11 protein-coding genes are annotated in these 12,162 nt (G+C 70.0%); 1 reads left to right on the top strand and 10 read right to left on the bottom strand.

What is annotated here, in order from left to right:
• The 3 genes from ACLJQ7_RS09930 to ACLJQ7_RS09920 all read right to left on the bottom strand — a co-directional run bounded on the left by ACLJQ7_RS09930 (position 1) and on the right by ACLJQ7_RS09920 (position 3,745).
• The gene (locus ACLJQ7_RS09930) at positions 1 to 1,170 is read right to left on the bottom strand and encodes a PrsW family intramembrane metalloprotease (RefSeq protein WP_410647794.1); all 1,170 of its coding nucleotides are present in this window, start codon (positions 1,168 to 1,170) and stop codon (positions 1 to 3) included.
• A gap of 28 nt (positions 1,171 to 1,198) precedes the next feature.
• Entirely contained in the window at positions 1,199 to 3,214 is a 2,016-nt protein-coding gene (locus tag ACLJQ7_RS09925) for a DUF6779 domain-containing protein (RefSeq protein ID WP_410647793.1), read from the bottom strand.
• Positions 3,215 to 3,283: 69 nt separating this feature from the next.
• On the bottom strand, positions 3,284 to 3,745 hold the full coding sequence (locus tag ACLJQ7_RS09920; RefSeq protein WP_410647792.1) for a DUF3180 domain-containing protein: 462 nt from the start codon (positions 3,743 to 3,745) through the stop codon (positions 3,284 to 3,286).
• Between the two features lie 60 nt (positions 3,746 to 3,805).
• On the opposite strand from ACLJQ7_RS09920, the gene ACLJQ7_RS09915 reads away from it, so the two are divergent.
• On the top strand, positions 3,806 to 4,747 hold the full coding sequence (locus ACLJQ7_RS09915) for a MerR family transcriptional regulator (RefSeq protein ID WP_410647791.1): 942 nt from the start codon (positions 3,806 to 3,808) through the stop codon (positions 4,745 to 4,747).
• Positions 4,748 to 5,312: 565 nt separating this feature from the next.
• On the opposite strand, the gene folK is transcribed toward ACLJQ7_RS09915, so the two are convergent.
• From folK to ACLJQ7_RS09880, 7 genes are all read right to left on the bottom strand, one after another.
• Positions 5,313 to 5,801: a 2-amino-4-hydroxy-6-hydroxymethyldihydropteridine diphosphokinase gene (gene folK / locus ACLJQ7_RS09910; protein ID WP_410647790.1), complete on the bottom strand. Its 489-nt coding sequence runs from the start codon at positions 5,799 to 5,801 to the stop codon at positions 5,313 to 5,315.
• Positions 5,802 to 5,909: 108 nt separating this feature from the next.
• A complete protein-coding gene (folB, locus tag ACLJQ7_RS09905) occupies positions 5,910 to 6,323 on the bottom strand; it encodes a dihydroneopterin aldolase (protein WP_410647789.1) in 414 nt (137 codons plus the stop codon).
• Positions 6,316 to 7,158 carry a dihydropteroate synthase gene (folP, locus tag ACLJQ7_RS09900; protein WP_410647788.1) on the bottom strand — a complete coding sequence of 281 codons (843 nt, stop codon included), beginning with the start codon at positions 7,156 to 7,158 and terminating at the stop codon, positions 6,316 to 6,318. Before folP ends, folB begins: the two co-directional genes overlap by 8 nt.
• Positions 7,155 to 7,769 (bottom strand): GTP cyclohydrolase I FolE, encoded by a 615-nt coding sequence (folE, locus tag ACLJQ7_RS09895; protein WP_410647787.1) that lies wholly within the window; start codon positions 7,767 to 7,769, stop codon positions 7,155 to 7,157. The genes folP and folE overlap by 4 nt, the downstream gene beginning before the upstream one ends.
• Positions 7,738 to 10,155: an ATP-dependent zinc metalloprotease FtsH gene (gene ftsH / locus ACLJQ7_RS09890; protein WP_410647785.1), complete on the bottom strand. Its 2,418-nt coding sequence runs from the start codon at positions 10,153 to 10,155 to the stop codon at positions 7,738 to 7,740. Before ftsH ends, folE begins: the two co-directional genes overlap by 32 nt.
• A gap of 189 nt (positions 10,156 to 10,344) precedes the next feature.
• Entirely contained in the window at positions 10,345 to 11,178 is an 834-nt protein-coding gene (locus tag ACLJQ7_RS09885; protein ID WP_410647784.1) for an ESX secretion-associated protein EspG, read from the bottom strand.
• Between the two features lie 189 nt (positions 11,179 to 11,367).
• A complete protein-coding gene (locus ACLJQ7_RS09880; RefSeq protein WP_410647898.1) occupies positions 11,368 to 12,162 on the bottom strand; it encodes an ESX secretion-associated protein EspG in 795 nt (264 codons plus the stop codon).

Here is a 12,162-nt window from a genome sequence, read left to right as displayed (position 1 = left end):
TCACCCGCGCGGCGCGCCGTCGGCCAGCCGCACGGCCTCGGCCCGCGACGTCTTGAGTACCTGGAGCAGCTCACGCTGCCGTTGTTTCGCATCGTCGGTGAGCTTCCGGCCGCGCCGCAGGAACGCGAGCTCGGTCACGCTGGCCTGATAACGGCCGACGGCCTTCGCCGCCTCCCGTCCCGACTGCTTCCGCGCCTGTTTCCGCCACGACCGCCGTCCCGAGAGGCTGGCCAGCAGCGTGACCTCGGACGGGGCGATCCAGCGTGCGTCGACCATCATGGGCAGCGCGGCCGCGACGATCCGCTGCTCGCGGCGCCGCTGCATGACCACCACCGAGAAGACCCCGATGAACAGCGGCACCATGATCAGGAAGTAGACGTTCAGGAAGGTCGTGGCGCCGCCGAGCAGCGCGGCGCCGTTCCACAGCGCGTGCAGCAGCACCGCGATGACGTAGCCGCCGATCGGCGCCAGGATCCGCAGCGAGCGCACCTTGCTGCTCGCGGCGATGCCGAGCCCGATCCCGGTCATCACGGCGAACAAGGGGTGTGTGAACGGCGAGAGCACGCCGCGAAGGAAGAACGCCGCGAGCACACCGGCGCTCGTGCCGTCACCGAAACCGTGCTCGGCGAAGGCGCGGCCGAAGTAGTAGATGTTCTCGGTGAAGGCGAAACCGGCCGCGGTGAACCCGGCGTAGACGATGCCGTCCACGACGCCGTCGAACTCGATCGGGCGGCGCCACCACAGCAAAAGGATGAAAGCGGCCTTCGCGGCCTCCTCGACCAGCGGCGCGGACACCAGGCCGCTGATCTTGCTGCCGACGCCGGTGCCGAGCAGCAGGTCGCCGACGGCCTCGGCACCGCTGTTGAGCAGCAGCGCGATGATCGTCGCGACGCACGCGCCCCAGACGAAGGACAGCAGCAGGAGCTTCGGCGGTTCCGGTTCCCAGCGGTCGACCCACAGGAACGCGGTGACCACCACGCCGACCGGGACCAGCGCCGCGAGCACGCCGATCCCCACCGCGAGCGGGCCGACCTTTTCGGTCACCGTGCCGAAGACGAACAACCCGCACAGCGCGACGGCGATCAGCCCGAGCACCGGCAGCAACACGGTGATCGACCGGGACCGGCGTGGCCGGTCGAGATCGGGCGCCGGGGAGGAAGGCTCGCTCACAGCGGGTCACCCTACCGTCGGTACGCGGTCAGTCTTCGGCACGCCGTCTGCGCCGCGGAGTGGATTCGTTCGCGCCGTTGGCGGCGAGCAGATCCATCACCGACCGGCCGGACGCGTGGGAACCCGCGGCGGACGTCTCCGGGCGGCTGTGCGAAGCCCCGGACGAGCCATTGCGGGACGGCTCCTCGTCGTCCGGCTTCGCCCGCCTGCCGCCGTGACGGCCGCCGGTGGACTCGGTGCTCTGCCAGGCCGGGGGCTCCCCGTCCGGACGGCGGCGACGGCCGCCACCGGTGGGCTCGGGAACGTTCGGGGCCGGGGTGAGCGAAACCGAGGAGTCTTCCGCCGCGCGGCGACGGCGTCCACCGCCGCCGTTCTGCGCCATGCGGATCTCTTCGGGCAACGTCGGGTTGACCGCGGGCGGCTCCTCGACGGGCGGCGAACTGTGCCGCGACGGCGCCTCGGCCGCCGGACGGCGCACGGGTTCGGGCTCCGGCTTCCGCACGGGCTCGGCCCGGCGAGGCGGCTCGGACGCGGCCGGGATCGACGGCGGCGTCGGCGGCTCCGGCTCACGGCGCGGCTCCGGCCTCGGCTCGGGGCGGGGTTCCGGACGCGGTTCCGGCCGGGGCAGGGAGACCGAGGACTGCTGGGGATTCGGCGGTGTGGGGCGCAACCGGTCCTGGAAGTCGTCCTTCCTGGGGAACGCCGCGCTCAGGTCGGAGACCGGGCGCTCCTGCGTCCACGACGGCTTCCACTCGCCGGTGGCCTCCATCTGCTCCGGCGCGGCGGGCTTGTTCGCGGGCGGCGGCGTGCCACCGGCCTGCCGGGACCGCTCGACCGGCTTCATCCCGGGCCGGGTCAGGCCGAGCTCGCGGTTCGGCCGGGGACGATCCGGCTCGACCTTCTTGACCGGCTTCGCCTGCGCGGGAGGCTTCACCGGCGGCGTCTGCTTGCGGGTCTGCTCCTCGGGCCGCGGCGCGGGCGGACGCTGCACGGTGCCGGCGTCCAGCCGCTGCTGCAGCGAAGCCTGCTGCGGGCGGCGGGGCGGTTCGTTGCGCTGGGGCTGCCGGGCGACGGTGGGCATCGAGGGCTGCGAGACCTCGGAGCGCGACAGGCCCGGCATGGACGGGCGGGACACCTCGGCAGGCGTCACCGGTGGCGGGGTCTTGCGCTGGGGGTCGACCCTCGGCATCGGCCGGGAGACCTCGGCGGGCGACATCCCGGGGTTCGACATCTCGAGCCGCTCGCGACGGGCGGCTTCGGCGGCGAGCGCTTCGGCCGCCTTCGAGGCGCGGGCGTCCGCCTTGCGCATACTGCGGCGAGTCGACTCGTCGACCGGCTTCGGCCGCTGGACCTGGTTGTTGTGGCCGTAGCCGTTGGCGCCGTTGACCTGGCCGTTCGCCGGTTTGCGGCGGGCGGCGGGCGGCGCCGAAGCCCGCGCGGAAGCGGGCTCGAGGACGCGGTCGATCATCTCGGTCGGGCGTTCGCGCCCACGGTCTTCGACGTCGATCGTGGTGCTTTTGGCCGCCATGAGCTGGGGTTTGCCGTTGCCGTTCTCGGACCCCGCGCTCATCAGCTGCTTGTTGTCGAGGGACCGCATCCGGGTGGCCTGCGCGGTGAGCGCGACACGTTCGAGGAGCACCTCGCCGCCGAAGAGCGACTGGAGGCTTTCACGCAGAGCGCTCACCTCGGCTCTGAGCGCTTCGAGCTCTTCCTGAGAGCGGCTCTCGGCGGCCTGACGGGTCTCCGCCTCGATCTCGAGCTCGAACTCGCGGCGGGCGGCGATCTCGCGTTCCAGCTCCAGCTCGTAGACGGCCTGCGCCTCGGCGACGGCGTCCTCGCTCTGTGACACGTGCTTGCGGTAGCGGACCGCCAGGAAAGCACCGATCAAGGCGGCCCACAGCGCCGCGACGATTCCCAGACGCAAGTAGCGGAGGTCGTCGGAAAGCACCAATGCGAGGGTCGCGCCGACGGCGAGAACCAAGCCGACGACAAGCCACGGCCTACCCGCAAGGCGGCCGCGCGAGTCGTCACCCACCCCGGTCATGCCCAACACCGTACCTTCTAGTAATCCGAACGAGACCTAGTCGGTACTTCGAGCGGTGGCTCCCGAGCGTTAACCGGTCGGCTCGGGATCGCTGTCCCGATCACCGCCCTCGGGGGTCCGGCAGCAGTGTTCGAGCCATAAAGCCGCAGCTACCAGCGCCGCCGAGCTGACGATCCCGACCGTCGCCGAGCGGAGGTCGCCGCTCGCCGCGAGGAGTTCGTCACGTCGCGGAAAAAGATACGCGAAAGCCGCGAGCCAGACGCCCGTCATGGCGGATCCGGCGAGCGAAGAGGCCTTGGCGAGGGCCACCGATCGGGCGACGGAGATCGCGGCGAGCACGCGATTGCTCTTGATCCGCGCACGGATGATGAAGGCGAGCACGGTCTCGCAGAGCGCGAGGACGAGCAGCGTGATTCCGGCGAAGAGCGGAAGCTCGGGGATGGATCCGTAGGCGACCTGGAAGAGCAGATAAGCCAGGACGAGACCCAGGAGGCCGGCCACCGCCAGCTCACGTGGCCGGGTGAAGTGCATGGTCCAACGCTACCTGGCAGGCTTGACTCTCCACCAACTGGAGAGTCGACGATGAAGCCTATGGGCACCGCAACGGTTTTCACCATCGGGGAGCTGGCCAAACGGACCGGCCTGCCGGTGAAGACCATCCGCTTCTACTCCGACGAGGGGCTCCTGCCCCCGACCGACCGCACCGGCTCCGGCTACCGGCTCTACGACGCCACCGCGATGGCGCGCCTCGAGCTGGTCCGGACACTGCGGGAGCTCGGGCTCGGCCTCGCCGACGTGGAACGGGCGCTGACCAGGGAAGCGACCATCGGGGACCTCGCGGTCCAGCACGTCGCCGCCCTGGACGAGCAGATCCGGCGGCTGAAACTGCGCCGGGCGGTCCTGCGGGCGGTGGCCAAACGGGACTCACCACTGGAGGAGGTCGAACTGATGAACAAACTCGCGTCGATGTCAGACGATGACCGCAAGCGTTTGCTCGACGAGTTCTGGGCGGACATGGTCGAAGGGCTCGAACTGGACCCCGAGTTCTACGAACGGATGCGTTCGGCGAAACCGGAACTGCCCGACGACCCGACACCCGAGCAGCTGGAGGCCTGGATCGAGTTCGCCGAACTCGTACAGGACGAGGAATTCCGTGCGTCCATCCGCCGGATGAGCGAGTGGCACTCGCAGCTGCGGAAGCAAGACGGAGCGGACTTCGGCGCGAAGCAGCAGGAGCTGTGGACGGCGTGGAGCGCTCGAGCGACCGAAGCGCTCGAAGCCGGCCTCGCGCCGGACTCGGCCGAGGGCCGCGAGCTGGCGGAGACGATCTTCACGCAGTCTTCGCGGAACGGCCGGGACCCCGCCGACCCGGCCTGGCGCAAGCGGCTGACCGACGGGATGGCGATCAGCTCCGACCCGCGCGCCGAGCGGTACTGGATGCTGCTGGGGAAGATCAACGGCTGGCCGTCGTTCCCCTCGCAGATGGCGCAGGCCGAGTGGATCATCGCCGCCCTGCGCTCCGCGCTGGGGTAGCAAGGGACCTTTGCTACCGCCTGCCGCGTTTAGTCGGCTAATTGCGGGAGGTGGGGTGGGTCGCTAGCGCGAAGCCGAGGCACGAGGCGGGGGTGCGTTGCGAAGGCGAAGCCGAGGCACGAGGCGGGGGTGCGTTGCGAAGGCGAAGCCGAGGCACGAGGCGGGGGTGCGTTGCGAAGGCGAAGCCGAGGCACGAGGCGGGGGTGCGTTGCGAAGGCGAAGCCGAGCGGGGCGCAGGCGAAGCCGAGGCACGTTGCGAGCGCGAAGCCGAGGCACGAGGCGAGGCCCAGACGCGAGACGACGGAATGCGTTGCGAAAGCCACTTTCGCAACCTTCAACGTTGTGAAAGTGGCTTTCGCAACCCCTCGCCGAGGCCCCCACCCGCAATTCGGCGCCCAATGCGATGGTTCGCATCACGAACCATCGGGGCTTGCCCGGGACTGTGTGGATTTCGGGACGTCAGATGTCCAGAAATCCACACAGTCCCCGCCTCCGGCCGAAAGCCGAACGCCAGATGCGCATTTCGTCCTCTGAATGCGGTGGTTCGTATCGCCAACTACCGCATTCAGAGGACGAAATGCGTGAGGCGGACGGAGTCGCGGTCCGAAGCGGGGCGGGCGGCGAGGAGGTCGGCGACCGGACCGTGGCCGGGGAGCACCGCGCCGGGCTCGATCTCCAGCCAGGGGATCAGCACGCTCGCGCGCTCCGGCGTGCCGGGATGCGGAAGCAGCAGCTGGGGGTCGTCGGAGCGCACCCCGTCCACGGTCACTATGTCGACATCCAGCGTGCGCGGACCCCACCGGAGTTCGCGCACGCGCGCCGCCGCCTGCTCGGCGGCCTGCCCGGTGCGCAGCCAGTCCCAGTGATCGCGCGCCGGATCGTCCACCAGGACGACGGCGTTGAGGAAATCCGGCTGGTCCTCGACACCCCACGCCTTGGTCTCGAAGACCGAAGACACCGCGACGACCGCGGGCCGGACGGCGTCGACGGCGGACCGAAGGAACGCGAGCCGGTCCCCCAGATTGGAACCGAGCGAGAGCAGCGCGCGGCTCATCGCTCCCGCCGTCTCTGTGAGTGCGCGCAGCGCGCGATCGGAGACTTCACCGCGCGCGCCCTCTTTCGCGGCCGCCAGGCCGCCCGGAAACGCGGTGCCGGGGCCCGGTCACGGCAGCCGCCGGGAAGGCTCCGGCTCGCGCCCCGTCGGCGCGTTTTCGGCGGTGCGCGCAGAAAACACCGTGACCGCGACATCGTCGAAGTTCAGCGGGATCGGCGCGGACGGTTTGTGCACCGTCACCTCGACGGCGGTCAGCCGCTCGTCGCGCAGCACCTCGTCGGCGATCTTCCCGGCGACGCTCTCGATGAGGTCGTACGGCTCGCCCGCCACGATCCCGGCGGCGAGTTCCGCCAGTTCGCCGTAGTGCAGGGTCTTGGTCAGGTCGTCGGACGCGGCGGCCGGGCCGAGGTCCAGCCACACCACGATGTCGACGACGAACTCCTGCCCGTCCCGCTTTTCGTGGTCGAAGACCCCGTGCCTGCCGAAGACCCTCAATCCGGTCAACGTGATCCGGTCAGACAACGGGACTCCCCTTCCGCCAAGCCGCCGCGACGGTCACGGCGTCGATACTCGCGCCGACCTCGTGCACCCGCACTCCCCAGGCACCGGCCGCCGCGGCGAGCGCGGACACGGCCGCGGTCGCGTTCTCGCGGCCGTCCGGCGGAGCGGGCTTTCCGTCCCTTCCGGACAAAAGGCGCCCGAGGAACCGTTTGCGCGAGGCACCGACGAGAACCGGGAAACCCAGTGACAGAAAGGAATCCAGGCCGTTCAACAACGCCCAGTCGTGCTCCGCGTTCTTCGCGAACCCGAGCCCCGGATCGAGCACGATGGCACCAGCGTCGACACCCGCGGCGAGCGCTTCGTCCACTCGGGACAGCAGTTCGGCGCGCACGTCCGCGACGACGTCCTCATAGGACGCCAGCGCGTTCATGTCCTTGCTGTGCCCGCGCCAGTGCATCAGGACGTACGGGACACCGGTCTCGGCGGCGATCTTCGCCATGTTCGGATCGGCCAGCCCACCGGAGACGTCGTTGATGACGGACGCGCCCGCCTCGACCGCGGCGAGGGCGACCTCGGCGCGAGTGGTGTCCACGGACATCGCGACGCCGTCGGCGGCAAGCGAGCGGATCACCGGCATGATCCGGGAGATCTCGGTCTCGGCGTCCACCCGGGACGCTCCCGGCCGTGTCGACTCCCCGCCGACGTCGATCAGATCCGCCCCGCGCGCCCACATCTCGTGCGCGTGCTCCAGCGCCTGCTCGACGCCCAGATAGCGGCCACCGTCCGAAAAGGAATCCGGGGTGACGTTCAGGATCCCCATCACCGCGCACCGGCCGGGCCGGGGCAGGGCGGTCATCGACGGCCCTTGATCAGATCCAGCGCCTCCGCCCGCGAGGACGCTGAGGACTTCAGCAGCCCGCGCACGGCGGACGTCGTCGTCCTGGCGCCGGGTTTGCGGATGCCGCGCATGGCCATGCAGAGATGCTCGGCCTCGACCACGACGATCGCGCCGCGGGGCTCGAGTTTGCGCATGAGCGCGTCGGCGACCTGGGAGGTGAGCCGCTCCTGGACCTGGGGGCGCTTGGCGTAGAGGTCCACGAGGCGGGCCAGTTTGGACAGGCCGGTGACCTTGCCGTGGCCGTTCGGGATGTAGCCGACGTGGGCGACACCGTGGAAGGGCACGAGGTGGTGTTCACAGGTACTGAACATCGGGATGTCCGTCACGAGGACGAGTTCTTCGTGTGCCTCGTCGAACGTGCGGTCCAGGACGTGGTCCGGTTCGGTGTAGAGCCCGGCGAACATTTCCCGGTAAGCGCGAGCGACCCGGGCCGGGGTCTCCAAAAGACCGTCCCGGTCCGGGTCCTCACCACAGGCGAGCAGGAGTTCGCGTACGGCTTTCTCGGCCCGGTCCTGGTCGAAGCCCGGGCTTACGCCGTTACCGCTTGGTGTCGTCCTGTCCGTCGTCACGCCGTTGCTGTCCTTCGTCCTGCTGACCGCCGGGCTGGTCAGCGAACCAGCCGTCGCGCGGGCGGTCTTCGGCGGGACGCCAGGGCTGGTTCGGCTGGCCGCCCGGCTGCGTGGCCGGGGTCCATCCGGGGGGAGCCCCGTAGTTCGGCGGACCGCCAACGGGTCCACCCTGGTAACCGCCTGCCGGACCGCCCGGCTGCTGCCCACCATATGCCTGGGGCCAGTGACCGGTGCCGTTCGGCCCACCGTTGGAGCGACCACCGTTGGGGTAGGCGCCCGGCGGCGGCGGGGCGTACGGGTTCGCGTTCGGGTCCGGCGGCGGAGCGGGCTGCGCGTACGGCGGGCCACCGGGAAGGTCGCCGCCGCCTTGCGCGGTGCCGACCGGGGTCGGCGCCGGCTGCAGCACCGGCTGCTCCTTCTTCTCCTCCGGCGGCGGCCAGGGCTCGCCGCGCTCCATCGCCAGCTCGCCGGGGGTCTTGATCGGCGGCTTGTCGGACGGCTTGCGGTCGCCGAACTCGTTGAAGATGGTGATGTGCGGGCGCTTCTCGACGGTCGCGAAGATCCGCTCGAGGTCCTTGCGGGTCAGCGTCTCCTTTTCGAGGAGCTCGATGACCAGCTCGTCCAGCACGTCGCGGTAGGTGCTCAGCACGTGCCACGCCTCGGTGTGCGCGGTCTCGATGAGCTTGCGCACCTCCTCGTCGATCTCGTGCGCGACTTCCAGCGAGTAGTCCGCCTGGCGGCCCGCCGAGCGGCCGAGGAACGGGTCGCCCTGCTCCTGGCCGTACTTGACCGCGCCGAGCCGGGCGCTCATGCCGTATTCGGTGACCATCGCTCGGGCGATCTTGGTCGCCTGCTCGATGTCGGAGGAGGCACCGGTGGTGGGCTCGTGGAAGACGAGCTCCTCCGCCGTCCGGCCGCCCATCGCGAAGACCAGGCGCCCGATCATCTCCGAGCGGGTCATCAACTCCTTGTCGTCCTCCGGGACGAGCAGGGCGTGACCGCCGGTGCGCCCGCGCGGCAGGATCGTCAGCTTGTAGACCGGTTCGATATCCGGCATCGCCCACGCGGCGAGCGCGTGCCCGCCCTCGTGGTAGGCCGTGATCTTCTTCTCCTTCTCGGAGATGATCCGGCTCTTGCGGGCGGGGCCGCCGACGACTCGGTCGACCGACTCCTCCAGCGCGGCGTCGGTGATCACGTGCCCGTTCTGGCGGGCGGTGAGCAGCGCGGCCTCGTTGAGCACATTCGCCAGGTCCGCGCCGGACATGCCGACGGTCCGCTTGGCGAGGCTGCCGAGGTCGGTGCCCTGCGCGATCGGCTTGCCCTTGGCGTGCACCTCGAGGATCGCCTTGCGGCCGCGCATATCCGGTGCGGCGACCGGGATCTGGCGGTCGAACCGGCCGGGACGCAGGAGCGCCGGGTCGAGGATGTCGGGGCGGTTGGTCGCGGCGATCAGGATGATGCCGCCGCGCGCGTCGAAGCCGTCCATCTCGACGAGGAGCTGGTTCAGCGTCTGCTCGCGTTCGTCGTGGCCGCCGCCGAGGCCGGCACCGCGCTGGCGGCCGACCGCGTCGATCTCGTCGACGAAGATGATGCAGGGCGCGTTCTGCTTGGCCTGCTCGAACAGGTCGCGGACTCGCGAGGCGCCGACACCGACGAACATCTCGACGAAGTCCGAACCGGAGATCGTGTAGAACGGCACGCCCGCCTCGCCGGCGACGGCTCGCGCGAGCAGCGTCTTACCGGTACCGGGCGGCCCGTAGAGCAGGACGCCCTTGGGGATCTTCGCGCCGAGCGCCTGGTAGCGCGCCGGGTTCTGCAGGAAGTCCTTGATCTCGTACAGCTCTTCGACGGCCTCGTCGGCGCCCGCGACGTCCCCGAAGGTCGTCTTGGGCATGTCCTTGTTGAGCTGCTTGGCCTTCGACTTACCGAAGTTGAGGACTCGGTTCCCGCCGCCCTGGGCGTTGTTCATCATCCACATCAGCAGGCCCAGCACCAGGGCCAGCGGGATGGCGAAGATCAGGATCTGGGTGAGGACGTTCTGCTGGGTGACCTTGGTGGTGAACTTGACCGGGTTGTCACCGCTCTTGAGGCCGATGAGCTGGCCGTAGATGGTGCCCGCGACGTTCGCCGGGTACTGCGCGATGATCTGGTCGACCTGCTGACCGTCGACCTCGATCTTCTTGTTCAGCAGCAGCTTGATCTGCTGCTCCTTGTCCTCTTGCGAGGCTTCCTTGACGTTGTTCGTGGTGATCTGCTGGTTCGCGATCGAGATCGGCACCTGGGTGTAGCCACGATCACTGTCGAAGATCGTGTTGTATGCGAGAAACGCCAGTACCGCCGCGAGAATCCAGAGCACTGGGTTCTTGAGCACGCTCTTCCGGTTCATACGACTCGGCCCTGGTGGCCTCGACCCTTCCTGGTTGGGCGGCTCATGTGATACCCGCCATCACGATCTTGACGACCCATGGTGCTCCGACACCCGCCCCTCAGGATACCGCCCGCCTGGACGGATGAGGGTGGTGAGCCTCTCGGACGTAAACGGCGGACGTCGCGCGAGGGTTCCCGGAGCGGGGCTCTAGCGTGTGTCCACCGCCACACCGGCGGCCATTTCGCCCAGCCGCATCCGGAGTGTCTTGACGTCGGCGGGTGAGACGGTGACCCACTCGCGTCCGTCCGGACCGGCCTGTGACGTGCTGAGATAGCGTCCGCTGGCGGTGTCGAACCAGCCGAGGACGCGGGACCGCTGCTTGGCGCCCACGTGGGACCGGCTGTTCGCTGCGAGCTGACCGCCGCGCAGCCTCGGCTGGCCGGTGAGCTTGCCGAACGCCTCGCGCGGGTCCGCGGTGATGCGGTCACTGAGCGAGACGCGCGGCCTGTCCTTGCGGCGGCTCTTCGCCGCTTCGGGCTCCTCCGCCTGCTTCGTCGGGTTGACGGCGGCGCGGATCGGCTCGGTGCGGCGGGCGTCGTCGATCGGCAGCGTGACGGACGCCTCCGAGCCGCGCTGCCCGGGGGGCAGCAGGTCGACGACCGCTGTCGGGAGCCCGTCGGAGGGGGCTTCGCGCAGCCAGATCCCGGACTGGTCCTGGATCGCGATCACCGCGTCGCGGCCGTCGGTGGCGCCGAGCACGGCGATGGTCGGGGCCTGGAATTCGGGGATGTGCAGCGCGTCGATGGTCAGCGAGCCGCGGGCGAGGAGGTACAGCCAGTCCTCGATCCTCCGCTCCAGCCTTCCCCGGCCGTCGCGGATGCCGCGGGCCTGGAGTTCGTTGTCGACGCGCTGGCGCAGCGCCCGGCGTTCGAGCTCGGTCGCGCCGTGCGACCGGACGCGCAGCGGGTATGGCAGGTCGCCGAGCTCGGCGGACTCCCAGAGGAAGTCGAACGCCATCGGTGTGAAGTGTTCCTGGTGCATTTTGCTCCGTGCCCTCCCGGCACCTCGGCTTCATGGGCCTCGGGACGCCCAGAGGTTCACGATAGCGAAGGGGTACGACAGTCGGCGTCCGGCTGCGGTCAAGTGTGCGGCGCGAAGGCAATGAAAGGTCCTTTCCTTGCAAATTTTGCAAGGAAAGAGCCTTTCCTGGCGCGCGGGTGAGAGGGAGGGTCAGTGCGCGGGCGAGGCTTCGGCAGCGATCTTCCCCAGCATCTCCGTGAGCCGCTGCCGCAGCGTCGCCGGGTCCGCGGGCGCGACGGTGATCCAGTCCCGTCCGTCGGAACCACGGGTGGCCTGGGTGAAGTACCGGCCGGACTGCGTGTCGAACCAGCTCAGCACCGAAGACCGGCTCCGCGTGCCGTGTTTGCTGCGGGCGTTGGCACCGAACTGGCCACCGCGAAGCCGCGGCTGCGCCTGGAGCCTCGAGAGGGCCTTGCGATCCTCGTCGGACGTCGCCGAGCCGTCGACCTGCGGCTGGCGACGCTGGAGGAAGTCCGCGCCCGAAGCGCCGACGAGCCCGTCCAGCGGGAGGGTGATCGACTTCTCCGTACCGCGCGAACCCGGCGGCAGCAGGGAGACGATCGCGCTCGCGAGGCCGTCCGGGGCGATGGGGTGGAAGTGGAAACCGCGCGGGTCCTGCACCGTCAGCAGGCCTTGGCCGCCGAGCAGCGACGCGACCGCGAGCAGCGGTTCGGTGTTGGGATTGTTGAGCTGGACGCAGTCCAGGCTCAGGTCCGGCCTCGCGAGGACACCGAAGTAGTCCTCGATATGCGGCTCGGGGCGTCCTCGTTCGTCGGCGAGACGACGCTGGTTCAGCGACTGGAGCGTCTGCGTCCGCAGTGCGCCGCGCTCGTCCATGGTCGCCCCGTGCGAGCGGAGCCGCAGCGGGTACGGCAGCTCACCGGCGTTCGCGCCTTCCCACAGGAAGTCCAGCTCGACCGGGGTGAGCAGGTCACCGTTCGCCAT

The organism is Amycolatopsis sp. cmx-4-54, from assembly GCF_046548895.1.
Taxonomy (GTDB): Bacteria; Actinomycetota; Actinomycetes; order Mycobacteriales; family Pseudonocardiaceae; genus Amycolatopsis.
Note: the sequence above shows the minus strand (reverse complement) of the source record. Positions and strands in the feature narration are given on the sequence as shown.

What these genes read in the sequence shown, in the direction of transcription:
- folP (WP_410647788.1), bottom strand. Translation starts at nt 7,158, where the DNA reads ATGACCGCCCTGCCCCGGCCCGGCCGGTGCGCGGTGATGGGGATCCTG.
- folK (WP_410647790.1), bottom strand. Translation starts at nt 5,801, where the DNA reads ATGAGCCGCGCGCTGCTCTCGCTCGGTTCCAATCTGGGGGACCGGCTC.
- ACLJQ7_RS09925 (WP_410647793.1), bottom strand. Translation starts at nt 3,214, where the DNA reads ATGACCGGGGTGGGTGACGACTCGCGCGGCCGCCTTGCGGGTAGGCCG.
- ACLJQ7_RS09880 (WP_410647898.1), bottom strand. Translation starts at nt 12,162, where the DNA reads ATGGCGAACGGTGACCTGCTCACCCCGGTCGAGCTGGACTTCCTGTGG.
- ACLJQ7_RS09915 (WP_410647791.1), top strand. Translation starts at nt 3,806, where the DNA reads ATGGGCACCGCAACGGTTTTCACCATCGGGGAGCTGGCCAAACGGACC.
- ACLJQ7_RS09885 (WP_410647784.1), bottom strand. Translation starts at nt 11,178, where the DNA reads ATGCACCAGGAACACTTCACACCGATGGCGTTCGACTTCCTCTGGGAG.
- ftsH (WP_410647785.1), bottom strand. Translation starts at nt 10,155, where the DNA reads ATGAACCGGAAGAGCGTGCTCAAGAACCCAGTGCTCTGGATTCTCGCG.
- ACLJQ7_RS09920 (WP_410647792.1), bottom strand. Translation starts at nt 3,745, where the DNA reads ATGCACTTCACCCGGCCACGTGAGCTGGCGGTGGCCGGCCTCCTGGGT.